Origin of the sequence: Shewanella sp. (assembly GCF_048265805.1) — a bacterium.
Taxonomy (GTDB): domain Bacteria; phylum Pseudomonadota; class Gammaproteobacteria; order Enterobacterales; family Shewanellaceae; genus Shewanella.
The window spans coordinates 1-22,401 of sequence record NZ_JBLXAT010000043.1; the positions used below are offsets into that span (position 1 = coordinate 1).

A 22,401-nucleotide genomic window follows, 5' to 3' on the forward strand; every position below is an offset into this window, starting at 1 on the left:
AGCCGTATACGAGGCCCGTACGTACGGTTCTGTGAGAGGGATGAGGCGTTAGCGCCTCACCCTACTCGATGTTTTGCAGCGCCTACGTCTATGTTGAACAACCAGCTAAAGTTGTAGCGCTCACGGATGATATTTATTGTTTGGGGCATTGGCCAATGGGCCTTGCGAATCACACGATTACATCAATGATATGGCCGCTACCGATAACATTGTCGATGCTATCGCCATCAGGTGCCGAGGTGACGGGGTTCTGCTGACGGCGATTAGCTTGGCGGCGCTCCAGCGCGACCGCACGCTGTTTCCGGCGGCGATCTTGGCGTTTACGCCGCTCGTTGGTGGCAGGTATCAGCGTGTTTTGCTGCTCTTCATGTTCGGCAGCAACTTCGGCACTGTTACTCAGCTGCTTAACGGCTTGCGTTGGTTTAAATTGATTAGGCGCGGGTGGCGCCTGCAGCGCATATATTGCGTCTATTGCCATAATGTTGCCCCCCTGTTGTGTTTTATCAGTAGCCATTCCTTGGTCTTCAACATTTTTATCGGCCGATTTTGTATAAACTTTAATCAATTTGAGTTGTTGCGTTGATGCCGTACTGATGGCGATCCTCTACTGCGATTGTACATTTACCACTCAGATCCACATTTTTTGCCGTTAGCGCGGTAATGCTTGCCTGATTGTCCGCTTATCGAACTGATATTTAGCGACAAAATCCCACTAAGCTCCACTTTTTTGACACTAGCCACTATTCCTGTGACACGCCGCTAACCCGCTTGGTGGCTGGATTTAAACGGGATCCCATCGCTTGACAAGCTTTATTGACTGTCCCTACACTTAGCACTCGTGGGAATTTGTGGATCAATGTGGATCTTTTTTGACACTTTAAGGAGAGCCGGATGTTTTCCGGAGCCAATGCCCTCAACTTGGACGCCAAAGGACGGATCGCTATGCCAACGCGATACCGCGAAGTGTTGCGTGCTAATCATGATGGCAGGCTAGTAGTCACCGTTGATATCCAATCCGCATGTTTATTGATCTATCCCGGTAACGAATGGGAACGCATAGCGGCAAAACTGCAAACGTTGTCTGACTTTCAACCGCAAGAGCGGGCGATGAAACGTTTGATGTTGGGCTACGCACTGGAGTGCGAGTTAGATGCCAATGGGCGCATCTTGCTGACGCCGCCGTTACGCCAGTTTGCCTCACTGGACAAAAAAGTGATGTTGGTTGGGCAACTGAATAAATTTGAATTATGGGATGAGCAACGCTGGCAACAGCAGTTGGATGACAGTTTGGCGCTTATCCGCACCGAAGGCATTACGGCCAGTGAACGTCTGGCTGATTTTTCGCTTTAAGTGATATTTAACTAAAGAAGAGACAAATGAGCGAAAATTTTGCACACCTATCGGTTTTGCTGAATGAAGCCGTGGAAGGGTTAAACATTCGTCCAGATGGCATCTATGTCGACGGCACCTTTGGCCGTGGTGGACATTCACGCCAGGTCTTGTCACGTCTGGGAGAACATGGTCGTTTGATCGCTATCGATCGCGACCCGCAAGCGATTGAAGCCGCCAAGGCGCTGGCGGACGATCCACGCTTTACCATTGTGCATGGCGGTTTTGGCCAGCTCGCTGAATATATCGAGCAGTTAGGACTGAGCGGCAAGATTGACGGCGTGTTATTGGACTTGGGCGTGTCGTCGCCGCAACTGGATGATGCCGAGCGTGGTTTTAGTTTTTTGCGTGATGGCCCGCTGGACATGCGTATGGATAACAGCAAAGGCCAAACCGCTGCTGAATGGTTGGCGCGCGCAGAGATTGAAGATATGGCATGGGTTTTTAAAACCTATGGTGAAGAAAAAAATGCGCGTCACATTGCCCGCTGTATTGCCGCCGATCGCGACGAAACGCCATTTTTGCGTACCAAAGATTTAGCCTCACTGATCGAACGTATCACTAAACACAAAGAGCGCAACAAGCATCCAGCAACCCGCGTGTTTCAGGCGATTCGCATCTATATCAACAGTGAATTAGAGCAGATTAGTCAGGCGTTAGAAGGTGCGGTGCAGGTATTGGCACCTCACGGGCGTTTATCGGTGATCAGTTTTCACTCGCTCGAAGATCGCATGGTGAAACGCTTCATTCGTAAATATAGCCAAGCGGAAGAGGTGCCTTATGGTCTGCCGATTTCCGAAGAGCAGCTAAACCGTAATCGTAAGCTACAGCCACTAGGCAAGGCGATTAAACCATCGGAAGCTGAGCTGGAACTCAACCCTCGCGCACGTAGTTCGGTATTACGTGTGGCTGAGCGGTTAGCGCAGTAAGGGCACCAACATGGCGACCAAACCGCTCAATCTCAACCGCATTGTGCTGCAGGATATCTGGTATCACAAGTGGATGATATTGCTTGGTCTGGCTGTGGTATTGAATGCGGTGGCGGTAGTTTACACCAGTCATATCAGCCGTACCCAAACCAGCCAATTGGATGGTTTACAACAGGAACGCGATCGACTGGATATTGAGTGGCGCAATCTGCTGTTAGAAGAACAGTCATTAGCAGAGCACAGTCGCGTGACGCGGATAGCAACCAAAGATTTGGATATGGAACGCCCCTCACCAAGTAAAGAGATAGTAGTGAGACTGCAATGAATAAGCAGGCGAAAAGGATTACAAAACCCGAACCATTCCACTGGCGTTTAAAGCTGGTGGTATTTTTCGTTTGTGCGGTATTTTTTTCACTGGTGGCTCGTGCTGCATATATTCAGGTGTTGGAGCCGGGCAGACTCCGTCATGAAAGTGATATGCGCACTTTGCGTACCACCTCTAATGAGGTGCAGCGTGGGCTGATCTCCGATCGTAATGGCGAGATGCTGGCTGTCAGTGTGCCTGTACGCGCGGTTTATGCCGATCCTAAAGTCGTTTTCGATGAAGACGGTTTTGCCGACATGCGTCGTTGGCAGGCGTTGGCGGACGTGCTACATGAGCCCGTGGGGGATGTGGTGCAGCGCGTAAAAGAAAATCCTAAGAAACGTTTTACCTATCTCAAGCGGCAAGTGACGCCGGAAGTTGCTGCTTATATCAATCAATTGAAATTGCCGGGGATCTACCTCAAGGCCGAATCGCGTCGTTATTACCCAACGGGCGAAATTACTGCGCAGCTGGTGGGGATTACCAACATAGATGATGTCGGAATTGAAGGCTTAGAAAGCACCTACGACAACTGGCTGACTGGTACGCCGTCAAAGCAGAAAGTACGTAAATCCCGTGATGGCCGCGTTGTTGAGCGACTCGATATTATTCAGGAAGGTGAAAGCCCTAACGATCTAGTATTGAGCATCGATCAACGCATCCAACAACTGGCCTATCGCGAATTGAAGCGCGCAACTGAAATTTATCAAGCCACATCGGCTTCGCTCGTGATGATAGATGTGCGCACAGGCGAAGTATTAGCGATGGCCAACACCCCATCCTATAACCCGAACTCCCGTGATCAACTGCAGAGCCATCGCATGCGTAACCGTGCGTTAGCAGATGCTTATGAGCCGGGCTCCACGGTAAAACCCTTTGTGATGGCTGCGGCGTTGCAATCTGGCATCGTTAAGCCCGGTGATGTCATTCCTACTGCACCGGGATGGATGCGTATTGGTGGTCGCCAAGTGCGGGACGGTGTTAACTGGGGCGATATGACGCTCGCTAAAATTCTTAAAAAATCCAGTAACGTAGGCATTAGTAAATTGGCGTTGCAGATGCCAATTCAGCAGTTACTGGGCACGTATCAATCCCTCGGCTTGGGGAGCTATTCTGGCATTAACATCATCGGTGAAAGTGCCGGTTTAGTGCAGGACCGTCATCGTTGGTCGGATTTTGAAAAAGCGACCTTAGCCTTTGGTTACGGGTTGACGGTAACGCCACTGCAGCTGGCGCGGATGTACGCCACCTTAGGCAGTGGCGGCATTCTGTACCCATCATCGATTTTGAAACTCAAACAAGCGCCAGAGGGTACGCGCGTGCTGTCTGAAAATGTTGCCCAAGAAGTATTGAAAATGTTGGTGGGGGTCACCGAAGAGGGTGGTACCGGCACCAAAGCGCACATTGATGGTTATCCGGTTGCGGGTAAATCTGGTACGAGCCGTAAGGCGATTGCTGGTGGCTATGGCGATGATTATGTCGCCCTGTTTGCTGGTGTAGCGCCTGCGAATAATCCACGGCTTGCCATGGTGGTCGTAGTGAACGAGCCTAAAGGCGATCACTACTACGGCGGTGATGTTTCTGGTCCTGTATTTGGCAAAGTGATGTCAGGTGCATTGCAGATGCTGAACGTAGAACCTTTACCATCACACGAAGTGATTGAATTAGCGGGCACATTAGGAGGTCAACAATGATCTCGTTAACCGATCTGCTCGCGCCTTGGTTCCACTATGCGGGCCATGAAACGATTAAGTCACCGACCTTGGATAGTCGTAAAGTGCAAGCGGGTGACCTATTTATCGCCGTGCCGGGCTTTCGCAGCGATGGTCGCCAGTTTATTGCGGCGGCACTGGCGCAAGGGGCCACTGCGATTTTACGTCATACCGATGTGCCTGAAGAACATGGTGCTGTGCACCGTGAGCAGGGACTGATCATCGACTTTTTCCAGCTTAACCGTCAAATCTCAGCTGTTGCCGCCCAATGCTATCAACCACAAACGTGGTCAACCCGTGTAGTGGGGGTGACTGGCACTAACGGTAAAACGTCAGTGACTCAACTGATGGCACAGTGGGTGGAGTTGCTCAGTCAAACTGCCGGCGTGATGGGTACTATCGGCAATGGTCGTCCTGGGCAGTTAGTGGATACTGGCAATACCACCGCAGATGCAGTGACTGTGATGGCGCAACTCGCTCAAATGTCGCAGCAACAGCTAAACGTTTGTGCAATGGAAGTCTCCAGCCACGGTTTGGTGCAAGGGCGTGTCGATGCGGTGCCGTTTGAAGTGGCGGTGTTTACCAACCTAAGCCGCGACCATCTTGATTTTCACCATAGCATGGCAGCATATGCTGCCGCCAAACGGCGCTTGATGTCGTTCCCGTCAGTGAAAACCGCGGTGATAAACCTTGACGATAAAGTGGGTGCGCAGTGGTTTAGTGAGTTAGCACCAACATTAACGTTGGGCTATTCGCTGCGGGGTGAGCCTTTAGCGCGTATTCGTGCGAGTGCGGCGGAGTTTCATTACGCAGGTATTCGAGCACAGATCCATTGGCCTGAAGGTGTCGGCGAGCTAAATACTTGCCTGCTGGGCGAGTTTAACCTGTCGAATCTGCTGGCCGCCTTATCAGCACTTTATGCCTTGGGTTACGACATGCAGCAACTGTTGGCGCTCGCGCCGAAATTGCAGCCAGTCGCCGGGCGGATGGAATGCTTTACCGCACCACAAGGCTATTCGTTAGTGGTGGATTATGCCCATACACCCGATGGTTTAGAGAAAGCCTTACAAGCGGCCCGCAGTCACTGTGATGGCACATTGTGGTGCCTGTTTGGCTGTGGTGGCGATCGCGATACTGGCAAACGACCGGAGATGGGCGCGATTGCCGAGGCGCTGGCTGACAAAATCATGGTCACTAGCGACAACGCCCGCAGCGAAGATCCGCAAGCCATTCTTAACGACATTCGCGCCGGATTGCAGCATCCCGAGCAGGCATTATTTGAAGTAGATAGAGAAGCCGCGATTCAACAGCTCGTGGCATTAGCACAGCCAGGAGATCTGCTCCTGCTGGCAGGCAAGGGACATGAAACATACCAAGAAATTAACGGACATCGCCGTCACTACGATGAGCGCGCCTTGGCCATGCAGCTTTGTGGAGGTCAGCAATGATTGCGTTGACGCTCGCTGAAATGGCTATTGCGTTACGTGCGCGCGTGGTTCCGTCACTGGCTGCTGATCTGGTGGTTGACAAAGTGACGACCGACAGCCGTATGGCCGACAACAGTTTATTTATCGCCCTCAAAGGCGAGCGTTTAGATGGACATGATTATGTCACTAACGCCATCGAAGCCGGTGCCATTGCGTTATTGGTTAACCGCGAATTGCCCGTTGCTACGCCGCAACTGGTGGTGACCGATACCCACAAGGCGTTGGGTGAATTAGGCAAATTAGTGCGTGATCGGCTCGCGCCTCGTTGCGTTGCACTCACTGGTTCAAACGGTAAAACCAGCGTGAAAGAGATGGTGGCGTCGATTCTGGCGCGACAGTTCTCCGTGCTGTATACCGCAGGCAATTTTAATAACGACATCGGTGTGCCATTGACCGCGCTGCGACTGCAGCCAATCCATGAGTATGCCGTATTTGAATTAGGCGCTAATCATCCCGGTGAGATTGATTACACCTCCGCTATCGTGCGGCCAGAAGTTGCCTTGGTGAATAACGTGGCTAGCGCCCATTTAGAGGGCTTTGGTTCTGAAGCTGGGGTGGCGAGCGCGAAATCAGAGATTTTTCGACACTTAGCGGTTGATGGCACCGCCATTATTAATGCGGATGACCATTATGCGGCGGTGATGCGTGAAGCCTCAGCGGGACATCGTCAGTTAGCGTTCTCTTGTGAGCGTGATGCTGATGTGATGGCAACTGAACTCCACGCGGACATCGGCGGCCGTTATCAGTTCGTGCTGGGCTACAAGTTACAGCACATTGGTATTGAATTGCCGCTTGCTGGACGACACCAAGTCAGTAATGCTCTTGCTGCGGCATCTATCTGCATCGCGCTCAATGTCCCCTTGGCGGTGATTAAAGCGGGCTTAGAAGCCATGACTCCGGTGAAAGGTCGTATGGTGCCACATCAGTTTGGTCGCGTGCTGCTGGTGGATGATAGCTATAACGCCAATCCAGCTTCTGTGAATGCCGCCATCAATTGGCTAAAAGATCTGCAAGGATTTCGTGCCTTGGTACTAGGGGATTTAGGGGAATTAGGCGACAATGCCGCGCTGCTACACCGCCAGCTAGGTGAACAAGCAAAGCAGGCCGGAATTTCGGCACTCTATTGCTGCGGTGAGTTGACTCAACATGCCAGCGAAGGATTCGGGGCAGCCCATTTAGCGGATGTCGACCAACTGGTTAAGCAAGTAATAACAGATATCAAACAGCAACAAGGGACAGTGACTGTATTGGTAAAAGGCTCTCGCAGTTCGCGAATGGAGCGAGTAGTAGAAGCCTTGATAGCAGCCCAAGGGCGCGGGGAGTTAGTGTAGATGCTGGTTTATCTGGCGGAGTATCTGACCCAGTTTTATACCGGGTTTAACGTGTTTTCTTATGTAACGTTTCGAGCCATTTTGGGCTTGCTAACCGCGCTCACCTTTTCACTGTGGTGGGGACCTCGACTGATCCAAAAATTGCAATTACTGCAGATTGGTCAAGTGGTACGTAACGACGGACCAGAATCGCATTTTAGTAAACGTGGCACCCCAACGATGGGTGGTTTGATGATCCTTGCTGGTATCTTTTTAAGTGTGCTGTTGTGGGGCGATTTGGACAACCGCTATGTATGGGTAGTGCTATTTGTGTTGGCATCTTACGGATTGATTGGCTTTATGGATGACTACCGTAAGGTGATCCGTAAAGACCCTAACGGTTTGGCGGCACGTTGGAAATATTTGTGGCAATCGGTATCGGCGCTCGTGGTGGCGGTTTACCTGTATTACAGCGCTAGCCTGCCGGGTGAGACACAACTGGTCGTGCCATTTTTCAAAGAGATTATGCCGCAATTAGGGGCGTTCTTTATGGTGCTGGCGTACTTCACCATTGTCGGTTCCAGTAACGCGGTCAACCTGACCGATGGTCTCGACGGATTGGCGATTACACCAACGGTGATGGTAGCTGCGGCGTTTGCGCTGATCGCTTATCTGTCTGGTCACGCCCAGTTTGCCGCCTATTTGAATATTCCGCACCTGCCGGGATCGAGTGAGCTGGTCATCGTGTGTACCGCCATCGTTGGTGCTGGCTTGGGCTTTTTATGGTTTAACACCTATCCCGCGCAAGTGTTCATGGGCGACGTCGGCTCATTATCACTGGGGGCTGCATTAGGTGTGATTGCCGTGCTTGTGCGCCAAGAGATTTTGTTGGTGATCATGGGCGGGGTGTTTGTCATGGAAACGGTTTCGGTCATTTTGCAGGTTGGGTCCTACAAACTGCGCGGTCAGCGGATTTTCCGCATGGCGCCAATTCATCACCACTATGAATTGAAAGGTTGGCCGGAGCCACGCGTGATTGTGCGCTTCTGGATCATTTCATTGTTTTTGGTGTTGTTAGGTTTAGCAACGCTAAAACTGAGGTAAGGACATGGCTGAAAGTTACTCGCATATTGTGATGGGACTTGGCGCTACCGGTAAATCGGTAGTGCGGTATCTCATGTCGCAAGGCATCACGCCATTGGTGATGGATAGCCGCCGTAATCCGCCAGGCATTGACGAGATTAAGGCTGAATTTCCGCAGTTAGAATGCCGTGTTGGAGGTTTTGACTGCCGCGCGTTAGTGCAAGCACAACAGATCATTATCAGTCCGGGCATTCCGACCGATACACCAGAAGTGCGCGTCGCGTTAGACATGGGCATTGAAGTCATTGGTGATGTGGAGCTGTTTGCTCGTGCGATTGCTGATCGTCCGCCATGTGTGTTGGCTATCACCGGCTCTAACGGTAAATCCACGGTGACCACGCTTGTGGGCGAGATGTTGCGTGAGGCGGGGATCAATGTCGCCGTTGGCGGCAACTTGGGTGTCCCTGCGCTCGAGCTACTTAATCAGTACGCAACGCACTATGTGCTCGAGTTATCAAGCTTTCAGTTAGAGACAACCGATAGCCTCGATTGTATTGCGGCGACGTGTCTCAACATCAGTGCCGATCACATGGATCGCTACAGTGATTTGGAATCATATCGCCGTGCCAAGCTTCACCTTTATGATCAAGCGCGGTTGGCTATCTATAACCGCGACGATGAACAAACCGAACCGCTGTCTCCGATGAACAACAACAGCTTTGGTTTAGGTAATCCTGAAGGCGACGAATGGGGCATTACCGATGGCAAAGTGATGCATGGCAGCAGCGAGATTATGAACATTGCTGACATTTCACTGCTCGGTAGTCACAACCATGCCAACGTGCTGGCGGCAATGGCGTTAGCCGATGCTGCGGGCGTGGGTAAGGCGGAAATGGCCAAAGTTGCGACTCAATTTAAAGGGCTGCGCCATCGCTGTGAGTTGGTGTCTTCTAAAAATGGTGTGCGTTGGGTGAATGATTCCAAAGCCACCAATATCGGCTCCACCCTAGCTGCGTTGCAGGGGCTGAGTGATTACCTTGGCGATATTATTTTGATTGCTGGCGGTGACGGTAAAGGAGCGGATTTCTCCACTCTGAAAGATGCGTTAGGCAGTGTCAGTACCTTGATTACTTTGGGTCGTGATGGTGACAAGATTGCCGCCTTGAAAGAGGGCGCTATTAAAGTCGCTAACATGGAGCAAGCGGTAGCTAAAGCCAATGAGATCGCAAACTCAGGCGATATCGTGCTGCTATCGCCAGCCTGTGCCAGCTTAGACATGTACCCTAATTTTATGGTGCGTGGTGATGATTTCTGTGCGCGGGTGGAGGCGCTCGATGAGCAGCAGTGAAAAACAGCTCAGTCTGTTCAATGGCAGCGTACGCTGGCCATGGGCAGATTGGTTTAGCGACCGTGAAGCACCGGGCATGCAGTTGTATGACCGGCAGCTGCTGTTCGCCATTATTTCACTGATTGCTTTTGGTTTTGTGATGGTGATGTCCGCCTCTATGCCAGAGGCGCAAACGTTAACGCACGATCCATTTTATTTTGTTTGGCGGCATCTGTTTTATCTGCTCGGTTGTGCCGTGATCGCCTCCGTGGTGTTGCGGATATCGATGGAGCGTTGGCAGCAGTTTAGCCCATGGATGTTACTTGGCGTAGCGGTCATGCTGATTGCGGTGCTGATTGTTGGTACCAAGGTGAATGGCGCGAGTCGCTGGCTGTCGCTTGGCCCCGTGCGAATTCAAGTGGCGGAGATTGCCAAGCTTGTGTTCACCATGTACATGGCCGGTTACCTAGTGCGGCGCCACCAAGAGGTACGCGAGAACATGAAAGGCTTTTATAAGCCGATTGCCGTGTTTGTCTTCTATGCCCTGTTGATTATTCTGCAGCCGGATTTGGGTTCGGTGATTGTACTGTTCGTTATTACAGTGGGTTTACTGTTTTTGGCTGGGGCACGGTTGTTCGACTTTTTCGTGTTGCTGCTGGCTGGCTCAATCGTGTTTACAGGTCTGGTGGTATTTGAGCCGTACCGTATGCGCCGTGTGACCTCGTTTTTAGATCCATGGGAAGATCCGTTTGGCAGCGGTTATCAGCTCACTCAATCACTCATGGCCTATGGTCGCGGTGATTGGCTTGGCCAAGGCTTAGGTAACAGTATTCAGAAATTGGAATACCTGCCAGAAGCTCACACCGACTTTATTTTTGCGGTGATTGGCGAAGAGCTCGGGTTTGTGGGCATTGTGGCGGTGCTGGCAGTGCTGCTGTTTGTGGCCATTCGTGCGCTTAAGCTTGGGCACAAATGCGTGGCGATGGAACGGCCATTCGAGGGTTATCTGGCATATGGCATTGGGATCTGGATCTGTTTCCAAACGGTGGTTAACGTCGGTGCCAGTATTGGCATGATGCCAACTAAAGGTTTGACGCTGCCGTTTATTAGTTACGGCGGTAGTAGTTTATGGGTGATGACCGCCGCAGCGATGGTGCTAATACGCATCGACTACGAACGTCGGTTGAGTTTGATACAAGCGGTACAAGGGAGAACCTCCTGATGGTGGGCAGCGATAACGGCAAACGCATTTTAGTGATGGCAGGTGGCACCGGTGGCCATGTATTTCCTGCACTCGCGGTTGCCAGACATTTAGCGCAGCAGGGCTGGCACGTGCAATGGTTAGGCACGGCAGACCGTATGGAAGCGCGCTTAGTACCACAACACGGTTTTGATATCGCTTTTATCGATATCAAAGGGGTGCGTGGTAACGGATGGCTGCGTAAGTTAACCGCACCATTGAAAGTCGTGCGTGCTGTATGGCAGGCCAGCGCCGTGATCCGTGAGTTTAAACCGGACGTGGTTTTGGGCATGGGAGGTTATGCCAGTGCTCCGGGTGGTTTAGCCGCCAAATTGGCGGGTATTCCGCTAGTGTTGCATGAACAAAATGCCATTCCGGGACTGACCAATAAGCTGCTGTCGAAAATCGCCAGTCGTACCTTGTGTGCCTTTGCCGATACCTTTGCGGATGTGCAGGCCGTGGTGGTCGGCAATCCGATTCGACAAGAGTTAGTGACATTAGGACAAGAGCCACGTAGCTCATCAGCGTCCGAAGCACTCAAAGTGCTGGTGGTGGGCGGTAGTTTAGGTGCGCGCGTGTTTAATGAGGTTTTGCCCGAAACCGTTGCCAAAGTGAGCCAACAATGTTCGGTCACTGTGTGGCATCAGGCGGGCAAAGGTAATCAAGATGCGCTCATGCAAGCGTACCAACAAGTCGGTCAAGAAGGCCGCGTAAAAGTGGCGGATTTTATTGATGATATGGAAGCCGCCTACCGTTGGGCAGATGTCGTTGTTTGCCGCGCAGGTGCGTTAACGGTATCTGAATTAGCCACTGTGGGATTACCGTCGATTCTCGTACCGTTACCACATGCGGTAGATGATCATCAGACGCGCAACGCCAAAGTATTGGTTGATGCCAATGCCGGACGGTTATTACCGCAGTCACAGATGACAGTAGCAACACTGTCACAGGAATTACTCGCGCTAGCAGCGGATAGACCACAGCTAGTGCAGATGGGACAAAACGCACAACGAGTAGCCATTACTGATGCTACCGCGCGTGTCGCTGATGTATGCCAACAATTGGCACAGTAAAGGACAGAATGAAGAATGAATGCAGCTAAATACGCCCAATTACGAGCAACCATTCCTGAGATGCGTCGGGTGCGGCGTATTCATTTCGTGGGAATTGGTGGCGCCGGTATGGGCGGTATTGCCGAAGTACTGCTGAATGAAGGCTATCAGATCAGTGGTTCAGATATCGCCGATAATGGCGTGACTGAACGACTGCGCTCGTTGGGGGCCAAGGTGGTTATTGGCCATACCGCAGAAGCGGTGATGAATGTCGACGTGGTTGTGGTGTCTACAGCTATCAAAACGGATAACCCAGAGTTGGTGGCCGCTAAAGCCAATCGCACGCCCATCGTGCGCCGTGCCGAAATGTTGGCCGAGCTGATGCGCTACCGCCACGGTGTTGCGATTGCTGGGACGCATGGTAAAACCACCACCACGAGCTTAATCGCCAGTGTTTATGGGCAAGCGGGGCGCGATCCAACATTTGTGATTGGTGGTTTGCTCAATAGTGCAGGCACTAACGCGCGTTTGGGGCATAGCCGCTATTTGATCGCAGAAGCCGATGAAAGCGATGCATCGTTCTTGCACTTGCAACCGATGGTGTCGGTAGTGACCAACATTGAAGCTGACCATATGGATACCTACGGCGGCGATTTTGAAAAGTTAAAAACCACGTTTGTCGATTTCCTGCATAACTTGCCGTTTTATGGCGTAGCCGTGTTGTGTATTGATGACCCAGTGGTGCGCAACATTATGCGGCGTATCGGTCGCCACATGGTGACGTACGGTTTTAGTGACGATGCTGATGTACAAGCGCTTAATTTCAGCCAAACCGTAGGGCAATGTCATTACACGTTGCGCCGTAAAGGCCGCGATGATCTTGACATCACCTTGAATCTCCCCGGCCGTCATAACGTGCTGAACTCGCTGGCAGCGATTGCGGTTGCCACCGAAGATGATATTGAAGATGCCGCTATTCTAACGGCGTTGGCAGAGTTCCAAGGTATCGGCCGTCGATTCCAATATCTGGGCAACTACCATACGCCTAATGGTGACATCATGCTGGTGGATGATTATGGTCATCACCCAAGTGAAGTGGCGGCGACCATTAAAGCGGCGCGCGCTGGCTGGCCTGAGAAACGTCTCGTGATGGCATTTCAGCCGCATCGCTACACGCGAACCCGCGATCTGTATGAAGACTTCGTTGAAGTGTTATCGCATGTGGATTGCCTGTTACTACTGGAGGTTTATCCGGCAGGTGAAGCCCCGATTGCAGGCGCGGATAGCCGTAGCCTGTGCCGTAGCATTCGACTGCGTGGTCAGGTGGACCCCGTTTATGTGGCTGCGCCAGAGCAATTGGTGGAGTTGTTGCCAGGGTTATTACAAAACGGCGACCTGATGCTGACCCAAGGTGCGGGCAATATCGGCGCATTATCTAAGTCGTTGGTGGCTAGTCAAGTTGGCTTCAAACCGCAGGCAAATGGTGATGCAACTGAATAAAAAACAGTCGGTTGTTGCCGGTGGTACGATAAATTTTGACCAAGGTTTTCGGCTCCGTATAATGGCCGTTTTTCCGCCGTCGTGACTGGGCCTGTGACATGGGATTGAGGCAAAAATTTGTGACGCTGCGGCAGCGGATCAACAGCGCCAATTGGTATTTGATCAGTGGCCTGAGTTTTTTGTTGTTGGTGCTGTTGGGGCTGGCATTTGCTGGCTGGAAGTTGGAGGTACTGCTCAACGATGCTGAAGCATTACCGATCCAAGCAGTAGCAGTAAACGGTGAACGGCGCTTTACCAGTGACGAAGAGATCCGCAACGCGTTGCGAGACTTGATGGCACGCAGTTTTTTTAGTGCCGACGTGGTGGAAGTACAGCACGCGATTGAGGCGTTGCCTTGGGTCTATCAAGCATCGGTAAGGCGTGATTGGCCTGCCAAGCTCAAGGTGTATTTGGAAGAACAGGTGCCGGTCGCCCATTGGAATGGCACCGAGTGGCTCAATGAACATGGTGACGTGTTTATCGCGCCTCAAGAGCCGGAGCTGGAGTCGTTGCCTTGGTTATCAGGCCCCGACGAACGCGGTTTGGATGTGTTAACCGCATATCGACAGATAGAAGAGTTACTGAGTATTAACAGTTTCCATCTGCATAAATTGCATTTAAGCCCACGGTTAGCGTGGGAGGCAGAGTTAGTTAATGGCATTGTGCTCGACCTCGGCCGAGAAGATAAAATGTCGCGGATACAACGTTTTATTAATGTGTATCCGGAAATGTTGAAACAGGATAAAAGCGTAGCGCGGGTGGATTTGCGTTACGACACTGGACTGGCCGTTGGCTGGGAAGCATCACAAAAAGAGAGTCAGTGATCGATGACCAAGAACCAAGAAAGAAATCTGATCGTTGGGTTAGATATTGGTACCTCAAAAGTTGCCGTGATTATCGGTGAAGTGCTGCCGGATGGCGAGATCAGCGTTGTTGGTCTTGGCAATCATCCGTCACGCGGCATGGATAAAGGTGGGGTTAACGATCTCGATTCAATCGTACGCAGTGTACAGCGCGCGTTAGATCAAGCGGAATTAATGGCCGATTGCCAAGTGTCATCGGTCTATTTGAGTATTTCTGGCAAACATATCGATTGTCAGAATGAAAACGGCATGGTGTCAATCAACGATGAGGAAGTGACCTCAGAAGACGTTGAGAACGTGATTCATACTGCGCGGTCGGTGAAGATCCCTACGGAACGTCGTATTTTGCATGTGTTGCCGCAGGAATATGCCATTGATGTACAAGAAGGTATTCGCAGCCCTATCGGTATGTCTGGGATGCGCATGGAAGCCAAGGTACATATTGTCACTTGTGCGAACGATATGGCGAAAAACATCACTAAAAGTGTTGAACGCTGTGGCTTAAAAGTGGATGACCTCGTATTCTCCGGCATCGCATCAGCAGATTCTGTGCTGACCGCCGACGAGAAGGACCTGGGGGTTTGCTTAGTGGATATCGGCGGCGGTACCACCGACATCACGGTTTATACCAACGGTGCGTTGCGCCACTGCGCCGTTGTTCCGGTTGCTGGAAACCAAGTGACTAGCGACATTGCCAAAATTTTCCGTACGCCACTGTCACATGCGGAACAGATTAAAGTGCAATATGCCAGCGCCCGTAGTGCGTTGGTAAGTCGTGAAGATAGTATTGAAGTGCCATCGGTTGGAGGTCGTCCATCTCGGACAATGAGCCGCCATACGTTGGCTGAAGTCGTCGAGCCGCGCTACCAAGAGTTGTTTGAGCTGGTGTTTAAACAATTGAAAGATAGCGGGTTGGAAGATCAAATTGCCGCGGGTGTAGTACTCACTGGTGGTACTGCGTCGATCGAAGGCGCGGTAGATATTGCCGAAGCGACTTTCGGCATGCCTGTGCGGGTGGCGAAGCCACTGCCAGTCAAAGGATTATACGAATATGTTGATCAACCCATTTACTCTACTGGGGTGGGGTTGCTGCATTATGGCGCCAGAAGGCTGATGGACCGTCAGCTTGAAAAGCCTGAGCGCCAAGGGGTAACCAGCTTATGGAATCGGGTCCAGAGTTGGTTCAAAGGTGAGTTTTAAACTCAATAACGCAGGTAGCAGGGAGAATTAGCCCATGTTTGAAATCATGGATACCCATTCAGACGATGCGATGAGCGATGCAGTTCTCAAAGTCATCGGTGTAGGCGGCGGTGGCGGTAACGCTATCGAGCATATGGTTGAACACAACATCGAAGGTGTTGAGTTCATGGTCACTAACACTGACGCACAAGCGCTGCGTAAATCCGCTGCTGGCACCACTATTCAGTTGGGCCGTAGCGTGACCAAAGGTTTGGGCGCCGGTGCCAATCCTGAAATTGGCCGTGCCGCTGCGGAAGAAGATCGTGAAAGCATTCGCGCCGCGATTGCTGGCTCCGATATGATCTTTATCGCTGCTGGTATGGGCGGTGGTACAGGTACTGGTGCTGCCCCCGTAGTGGCGCAGATTGCTAAAGAAGAAGGCATCTTAACAGTTGCCGTGGTGACTAAACCTTTCCCATTTGAAGGTAAAAAACGTATGGCATATGCCGAGCAGGGCATTGCTGAGCTGGCCAAAAATGTGGACTCGTTGATTACCATCCCTAACGAAAAACTGTTGAAAGTGCTGGGACGTGGCACGTCATTGTTAGATGCTTTTGCAGCAGCTAACAACGTCTTGCTTGGGGCTGTGCAAGGTATTGCTGAACTGATCACACGTCCTGGTTTGATTAACGTTGACTTCGCCGACGTACGCACTGTGATGTCAGAAATGGGTAACGCCATGATGGGTACTGGTGTGGCTCGTGGTGAAGATCGCGCTGAAGAAGCGGCAGAAGCCGCTGTTGCCAGCCCACTGCTGGAAGATATCGATTTGGCGGGTGCACGTGGCGTGTTGGTAAACATCACTGCCGGTATGGACATGAGTATCGAAGAGTTTGAAACCGTGGGTAACCACGTGAAAGCCTACGCTTCAGATACCGCTACCGTTGTAGTTGGTGCTGTTATCGACCCAGAAATGAGCGATGAACTGCGTGTGACTGTAGTGGCCACCGGTATTGGTGCTGAGCGCAAGCCTGATATCCAATTGGTGCCAACCACTAAAACTGTACGCAATGAACCAGTAGCAGAACCTAAGGTCGAACACCATGTACCAGTTGAAGAACCAACTGCACATGTTACTAAAGGTAATACGGTGCCATCGCCACAACCAGCAGTAGCACCAACGCCGAATAAGAGTGAGCTTGATTATCTGGATATTCCGGCATTTTTGCGGAAGCAAGCAGATTAATCTGCGTTCTTTAGGTGATAATGTGTACATCTGCTGCGGATGACAGCATCAGTATTTTTTGTGAAATGGTTGGTATATGTTAAGATATCCGACCTCCTCGGCAGAATACTGAGGACTTGCTGTGCGGTTAAATGATTTAACGTTGAGTTTAATACGGGTAACTAAATGATTTTTCAAAGAACTGTTGAAAATACGGTAAAAGCCACAGGGGTCGGATTGCATTCCGGCAACAAAGTGACTTTGACGATTAGACCGGCACCCGTCAACACAGGGATAGTGCTGATGCGCACCGATCTCGAACCTGCGGTTGCCATTGCGGCGAAAGCAGATCTGGTCAGAGAAACGACCATGTGTACAGCGTTAGTGAATAACGACGGTGTTCGTATCTCTACGATTGAACACTTGTTTGCTGCATTAGCTGGCCTTGGTATTGATAATGCCGTGATTGAAGTCGATGCGCCTGAAATCCCAATCATGGACGGTAGTGCTAGCCCATTTGTATTCCTGCTGCAAAGCGCTGGAGTAAAAGAGCAGGCGGCTGCCAAAAAATATCTGCGAATTAAGCAAACGGTTCGTGTTGAAGATGGTGACAAATGGGCAGAACTCAAACCTTTTAAAGGGTTCCGAGTGAATTTTGCTATTGATTTTGCTCATCCAGAAATCGCTCGTAGCCAGCAGAAAATGGTGATGGACTTTTCTTCTTCTGCCTTCATTAAAGATATCAGTCGTGCAAGAACCTTTGGTTTTATGCGTGATATTGAATATCTGCGCGCTAATAACCTAGCGTTGGGTGGCAGTATGGAAAATGCCGTTGTGCTTGATGAATATCGCGTCCTCAACCCCGATGGCCTGCGTTATGAGGATGAGTTTGTTAAGCATAAGATTTTGGACGCGTTCGGTGATTTGTACGTCGCCGGACATGCCATCATCGGTGAGTTCAGCGCCTATAAAACTGGGCATGCACTCAACAATCAGCTGGTGCGAGCGTTGCTAGCCAACGCTGAAGCTTGGGAAGTGGTTAGCTTTGATAAAGAAGCCGACGCCCCAGTCAGTTTCAGTATGCCAGCTTCGGTGGTTATGGCTTAATTCGAGTTTTCAGTGCCTTTGCGGCTGGCTAATGCAGCCAGCCGTTTTAGTTTCAGGCCCAAGCTACCGCCAGTTGTTTCAGCAAGATCGGCCAGATGAGCCGCAGTAGATTCGCTAATTTGTCTGTGAGGCAGATTAGGTTTTACCTCGCGAGCTATCAGACTTGGGTTGACTTTCACCTCAATAGCGGTAAGCATTGGGAGCGCCTCAGATTGGAGTTGCTGCAATAAATGAGCTTTTTGAAAGTTCAGTCGTGCAGCCCAAACTGCAGTTGAGGTCTCAATGATCAAAGTATTTTGACGAAAATTGGCAACGGTAAGCTGTGCGCAGACAGGACCGGAAAGCATGGCTTTAACGGTTTTGTCCAAATATAACAAAAGCTCCGCCCGTTCAGTGAGTTCTGGTAACACACCTGACTGATGCATCAGTTGACTGAGATGTTGCGGCAGCTTTTTCATGACGATAATAAGATGGCTTAACGAGGCTATGAGTGTAACAGTTTTTATTCAGGGTCGGAATGGCGTAACACGCTGGCAACCGGGTAAGCGTTGGCTATTATTGCCAATGCTGCTGATCGCTGCTGGCGCGGGTTTGTATCAATATAACCAACAGCGATTCGAATCCCAGCAAACTAGTGTTGACAATGAGCGCCAAGCGCGAGAGCAGCAACAGCGGCAAGTCAAACAACTCAAAACCGCCACTGAGAATCAACTCTCTATGCTGGTGACACACGTCGCCAAGATGCAAGCCAAACTCACACGGCTTGAAGCACTCGGGCAACAACTCGCCCAAAACTATCAATTAGATGACCAATTCGACTTCAGCGCCGATGTAGGCGTTGGCGGTCCGAGTGAATATGGTTCCAGTATCGAATTAGATCAGTTGCTCAATGATATGGAGCGGCTGGCGTTAGGTATAGATAACAGTAACACTCAGCTTGGGCTACTTGAAACAGTTGCCAGCAATCTCAATATAGAACAAGAGCGTTACATATCCGGGCGACCAGTCGGCAAAGGCTGGCTATCTTCGCCCTACGGTTTACGAAACGATCCTTTTAATGGTCACCGAGCGATGCATAAAGGCATCGACTTTGCGGGCGCAGAAGGAGCCGATGTGCTTGCCACTGGTGCAGGGGTAGTCACATGGGCAGGAAACATGTTTGGTTATGGCAATTTAGTGGAGATTGACCACGGTAATGGATTGCGTACCCGTTATGGGCATAACAAAGCTTTGTCAGTAGCTGTAGGTGATGTGGTTGCCAAAGGCGAGAAAGTCGCCAGCTTGGGGAGTACCGGCCGTTCTACCGGTCCCCATGTGCATTACGAAGTACTGCGTAACGGTCAACAGATCGATCCAAAGCAATTTGTGTATCGTCACGCGGGTTAAACGGAAATTGGCCGCCGGCCTCATATTGAGTCTGGCCTACAACTAATAAGTGATTCAGATGTTAGGTAAAGTACTGACAAAAATTTTTGGTAGCCGTAACCAACGCACACTTAAGGCATTGGGTAAGGTTGTTAATAAAATTAATGCTCTGGAAGCTGAATATGAACAGCTGTCCAATGAGCAACTCAAAGCCAAAACTGCCGAATTCCGCACCCGCCTTGAACAAGGTGAATCTCTGGAATCGATTACAGCTGAAGCTTTTGCAACGGTGAGAGAAGCATCAAAGCGTGTATTTGAAATGCGCCACTTTGATGTGCAGCTGCTCGGTGGTCTAGTGTTGGACTCAAACCGTATTGCCGAAATGCGTACCGGTGAAGGTAAAACTCTGACTGCAACGCTGCCAGCCTACCTGAATGCTATCAGTGGTAAAGGCGTACACGTGATCACCGTCAACGATTACTTGGCGAAGCGTGACGCGGAAACTAACCGCCCATTGTTTGAGTTCTTAGGTTTGACCGTGGGTGTGAACCTGTCGGGGATGCAGCATCAAGCGAAAGTTGATGCATACTCTGCGGATATCACGTATGGCACGAACAACGAATTTGGTTTTGATTACCTACGCGACAATATGGCGTTCTCGCCGAACGAGCGAGTACAACGTCCACTGCACTATGCTCTGATTGACGAAGTGGATTCGATCCTGATCGATGAAGCACGTACTCCGCTGATTATTTCTGGTGCTGCTGAAGACAGCTCCGAGCTGTACATCAAAGTTAACGCGCTGATCCCGCGCTTAATTCGTCAAGAGAAAGAAGACTCAGATGAGTTCACTGGTGACGGTGATTTCTCTATCGATGAAAAGTCGAAGCAAGTGAACATGACCGAACGTGGTCAAGAGAAAATTGAGCAACTGCTAAGTGATGCCGGATTGCTGGCCGAAGGCGAGTCACTGTACTCAGCGGCTAACTTGTCACTGCTGCATCACGTTAATGCGGGCTTGCGTGCGCATCATCTGTTCGAAAAAGACGTCGACTACGTAGTACAAGATAACGAAATCGTGATTGTGGACGAACACACTGGCCGTACTATGGCGGGGCGTCGTTGGTCTGAAGGCTTACACCAAGCGGTGGAAGCTAAAGAAGGCGTGAAAATTCAAAACGAAAACCAAACGCTGGCGTCAATTACTTTTCAGAACTACTTCCGTTTATATGAGAAGCTAGCAGGGATGACCGGTACTGCCGATACCGAAGCGTTTGAGTTCCAACATATCTATGGCTTAGATACGGTGGTGGTGCCAACTAACCGCCCAATGGTTCGTAAAGATATGGCAGATTTGGTTTACCTTACTGCCCGTGAAAAATACGAAGCCATCATTAAAGATATTGAAGATTGTCGTGAGCGTGGTCAGCCAGTATTGGTGGGTACCGTGTCTATCGAACAGTCTGAGTTGCTGTCACACCTGTTGAAGCAGCGCAAAATTCCTCACCAAGTGTTGAACGCTAAATTCCACGAACATGAAGCGGAAATTGTCGCCCAAGCTGGTCGCGCAGGCACAGTGACTGTTGCCACTAACATGGCAGGTCGTGGTACCGATATCGTGCTCGGCGGTAGCTGGAAGTCTGAGATTGAAGCCCTAGAAAATCCAACTGATGAGCAGATTGAAGCTATCCGTGTGGATTGGCAGCAACGTCATGATGAAGTAATCGCCGCTGGCGGTTTACATATTCTTGGTACTGAGCGTCACGAATCTCGCCGTATCGACAACCAGTTGCGTGGTCGTTCTGGCCGTCAAGGTGACCCAGGTTCATCACGTTTCTACCTCTCTATGGAAGATGCGTTGATGCGTATCTTTGCTTCTGACCGTGTCGCTGGAATGATGAAAAAACTGGGCATGGAAGAAGGTGAAGCGATCGAACATCCATGGGTGTCACGCGCTATCGAAAATGCTCAACGTAAAGTTGAAGCGCGTAACTTCGATATTCGTAAGCAACTGCTGGAATATGATGATGTCGCCAATGACCAACGTCAGGTGGTGTACTCACAGCGCAATGCGTTGATGGATGCCGAATCTATTAAAGAATCTATCGAAGGTATTCGCCAAGACGTTATCAACGGCGTTATCGACCAATACATTCCACCACAATCAGTAGAAGAGCTGTGGGATGTCGCTGGCCTAGAAGAGCGTCTTGAACAAGAATTTGCGTTGAAGCTACCGTTGCAAGAGTGGCTTGATAACGAAGACGACCTACACGAAGAAACTTTACGTGAGCGTATCGAGCAGAAATGGCAAGAAGCTTATGAAGCTAAAGAACAGATGGTCGGTGCTGAAGTACTGCGTCAGTTTGAAAAAGCTATCATGCTGCAAACACTCGATGGTTTATGGAAAGAACACCTGTCGGCGATGGACTATCTGCGTCAGGGGATTCACCTGCGTGGTTACGCGCAGAAAAACCCTAAGCAGGAATACAAGCGTGAATCGTTTGAGTTGTTCCAGCAGATGCTGGATACACTAAAGCATGATGTCATTAGTATTCTGTCTAAAGTACAGGTACAAGCACAATCAGATGTTGATGAAATGGAAGCCCGTCGCCGCGAGAATGAAGCGCGCATTGCACGTGAATTCCAACATGCTGCGGCAGAAGCAATGGATGAAGATGCTACACCGCCAGCAGGTATGCCTACACCACCAGTCATTCGCGATGGTGAGAAAGTGGGTCGTAATGATCCGTGCCCATGTGGTTCAGGTAAAAAGTATAAACAGTGTCATGGCAAGTTGAGCTAAGTCGATACTGACTATATAGAAGAACTAGAAAGGCGCCTCTCAGGGCGCCTTTTGTTTTATTGGCTTCTTTACCACGTGAGCGAGTAACTATAACAACCGCTCCACGCACTTTAGTTCTACCTATATAAGCTGACTTGATTGCTTAGCTTCATCAGGCCATCACGATAATTCATTTGTCTATCTATATGAGCGTCGCGTTAAGGCCATAAATGCTGGTACCCGCTAAATCCTATGGCTAAAAATAACGGTCAAATTATCTGCACAAATGGCTGATTTGTGGATAACTCTTGGGGTAACTCGTGTGTAAATTGTGACTATCTAACTATTTTAAAAAAATTCAAAAAAACTCGAAAAAAGGGGTTGCGCAGTTTTTTGATGTCCCTATAATGCGCACCCACTGACACGGCAAAGCGCGAAAGCAAAGGTC

19 protein-coding genes are annotated in these 22,401 nt (G+C 50.4%); 17 read left to right on the plus strand and 2 right to left on the minus strand.

Annotation, left to right across the window (positions count from 1 at the left end; translation table 11 throughout):
• Positions 1 to 169 precede the first annotated feature (169 nt).
• Positions 170 to 514 carry a hypothetical protein gene (locus tag ACN0TT_RS19210; RefSeq protein ID WP_417763739.1) on the minus strand — a complete coding sequence of 115 codons (345 nt, stop codon included), beginning with the start codon at positions 512 to 514 and terminating at the stop codon, positions 170 to 172.
• Positions 515 to 891: 377 nt separating this feature from the next.
• On the opposite strand from ACN0TT_RS19210, the gene mraZ reads away from it, so the two are divergent.
• From mraZ to lpxC, 15 genes are all read left to right on the plus strand, one after another.
• Positions 892 to 1,350 carry a division/cell wall cluster transcriptional repressor MraZ gene (mraZ, locus tag ACN0TT_RS19215; RefSeq protein WP_417763740.1) on the plus strand — a complete coding sequence of 153 codons (459 nt, stop codon included), beginning with the start codon at positions 892 to 894 and terminating at the stop codon, positions 1,348 to 1,350.
• 26 nt (positions 1,351 to 1,376) lie between these two features.
• Positions 1,377 to 2,318: a 16S rRNA (cytosine(1402)-N(4))-methyltransferase RsmH gene (gene rsmH, locus ACN0TT_RS19220; protein ID WP_417763741.1), complete on the plus strand. Its 942-nt coding sequence runs from the start codon at positions 1,377 to 1,379 to the stop codon at positions 2,316 to 2,318.
• A 10-nt stretch (positions 2,319 to 2,328) separates the two neighbouring features.
• On the plus strand, positions 2,329 to 2,643 hold the full coding sequence (gene ftsL / locus ACN0TT_RS19225; RefSeq protein ID WP_417763742.1) for a cell division protein FtsL: 315 nt from the start codon (positions 2,329 to 2,331) through the stop codon (positions 2,641 to 2,643).
• Positions 2,640 to 4,376 carry a penicillin-binding transpeptidase domain-containing protein gene (locus tag ACN0TT_RS19230; protein WP_417763743.1) on the plus strand — a complete coding sequence of 579 codons (1,737 nt, stop codon included), beginning with the start codon at positions 2,640 to 2,642 and terminating at the stop codon, positions 4,374 to 4,376. Before ftsL ends, ACN0TT_RS19230 begins: the two co-directional genes overlap by 4 nt.
• Positions 4,373 to 5,842 (plus strand): UDP-N-acetylmuramoyl-L-alanyl-D-glutamate--2,6-diaminopimelate ligase, encoded by a 1,470-nt coding sequence (gene murE, locus ACN0TT_RS19235; protein WP_417763744.1) that lies wholly within the window; start codon positions 4,373 to 4,375, stop codon positions 5,840 to 5,842. Before ACN0TT_RS19230 ends, murE begins: the two co-directional genes overlap by 4 nt.
• 20 nt (positions 5,843 to 5,862) lie before the next feature.
• Positions 5,863 to 7,212: a UDP-N-acetylmuramoyl-tripeptide--D-alanyl-D-alanine ligase gene (locus tag ACN0TT_RS19240; protein ID WP_417763756.1), complete on the plus strand. Its 1,350-nt coding sequence runs from the start codon at positions 5,863 to 5,865 to the stop codon at positions 7,210 to 7,212.
• Positions 7,213 to 8,295: a phospho-N-acetylmuramoyl-pentapeptide-transferase gene (gene mraY, locus ACN0TT_RS19245; protein WP_417763745.1), complete on the plus strand. Its 1,083-nt coding sequence runs from the start codon at positions 7,213 to 7,215 to the stop codon at positions 8,293 to 8,295.
• 4 nt (positions 8,296 to 8,299) lie between these two features.
• Positions 8,300 to 9,622, plus strand: a complete 1,323-nt coding sequence (gene murD, locus ACN0TT_RS19250; RefSeq protein ID WP_417763746.1) for a UDP-N-acetylmuramoyl-L-alanine--D-glutamate ligase — start codon at positions 8,300 to 8,302, stop codon at positions 9,620 to 9,622.
• Complete coding sequence (gene ftsW / locus ACN0TT_RS19255; protein WP_417763747.1) at positions 9,609 to 10,823, plus strand: cell division protein FtsW; 1,215 nt, start codon at positions 9,609 to 9,611, stop codon at positions 10,821 to 10,823. The genes murD and ftsW overlap by 14 nt, the downstream gene beginning before the upstream one ends.
• Entirely contained in the window at positions 10,823 to 11,914 is a 1,092-nt protein-coding gene (gene murG, locus ACN0TT_RS19260) for an undecaprenyldiphospho-muramoylpentapeptide beta-N-acetylglucosaminyltransferase (RefSeq protein ID WP_417763748.1), read from the plus strand. Before ftsW ends, murG begins: the two co-directional genes overlap by 1 nt.
• A gap of 15 nt (positions 11,915 to 11,929) precedes the next feature.
• Complete coding sequence (murC, locus tag ACN0TT_RS19265) at positions 11,930 to 13,393, plus strand: UDP-N-acetylmuramate--L-alanine ligase (protein WP_417763749.1); 1,464 nt, start codon at positions 11,930 to 11,932, stop codon at positions 13,391 to 13,393.
• Positions 13,394 to 13,491: 98 nt separating this feature from the next.
• Positions 13,492 to 14,256 carry a cell division protein FtsQ/DivIB gene (locus ACN0TT_RS19270; protein ID WP_417763750.1) on the plus strand — a complete coding sequence of 255 codons (765 nt, stop codon included), beginning with the start codon at positions 13,492 to 13,494 and terminating at the stop codon, positions 14,254 to 14,256.
• 3 nt (positions 14,257 to 14,259) lie between these two features.
• Positions 14,260 to 15,495 (plus strand): cell division protein FtsA, encoded by a 1,236-nt coding sequence (gene ftsA, locus ACN0TT_RS19275; protein WP_238897276.1) that lies wholly within the window; start codon positions 14,260 to 14,262, stop codon positions 15,493 to 15,495.
• A gap of 34 nt (positions 15,496 to 15,529) precedes the next feature.
• The gene (ftsZ, locus tag ACN0TT_RS19280; RefSeq protein WP_417763751.1) at positions 15,530 to 16,720 is read left to right on the plus strand and encodes a cell division protein FtsZ; all 1,191 of its coding nucleotides are present in this window, start codon (positions 15,530 to 15,532) and stop codon (positions 16,718 to 16,720) included.
• 165 nt (positions 16,721 to 16,885) lie between these two features.
• Positions 16,886 to 17,806, plus strand: coding sequence for a UDP-3-O-acyl-N-acetylglucosamine deacetylase (gene lpxC, locus ACN0TT_RS19285; protein ID WP_417763752.1), 921 nt, complete (start codon positions 16,886 to 16,888; stop codon positions 17,804 to 17,806).
• On the opposite strand, the gene ACN0TT_RS19290 is transcribed toward lpxC, so the two are convergent.
• Complete coding sequence (locus ACN0TT_RS19290) at positions 17,803 to 18,264, minus strand: DUF721 domain-containing protein (protein WP_417763753.1); 462 nt, start codon at positions 18,262 to 18,264, stop codon at positions 17,803 to 17,805. The genes lpxC and ACN0TT_RS19290 overlap by 4 nt on opposite strands.
• 28 nt (positions 18,265 to 18,292) lie before the next feature.
• Here ACN0TT_RS19290 and ACN0TT_RS19295 point away from each other — a divergent pair, with 28 nt between their 5' ends.
• Both ACN0TT_RS19295 and secA read left to right on the plus strand, forming a co-directional pair.
• Positions 18,293 to 19,192: a M23 family metallopeptidase gene (locus ACN0TT_RS19295; RefSeq protein WP_417763754.1), complete on the plus strand. Its 900-nt coding sequence runs from the start codon at positions 18,293 to 18,295 to the stop codon at positions 19,190 to 19,192.
• A gap of 58 nt (positions 19,193 to 19,250) precedes the next feature.
• Complete coding sequence (gene secA, locus ACN0TT_RS19300; protein WP_417763755.1) at positions 19,251 to 21,974, plus strand: preprotein translocase subunit SecA; 2,724 nt, start codon at positions 19,251 to 19,253, stop codon at positions 21,972 to 21,974.
• The last annotated feature ends 427 nt before the right edge of the window (positions 21,975 to 22,401 follow it).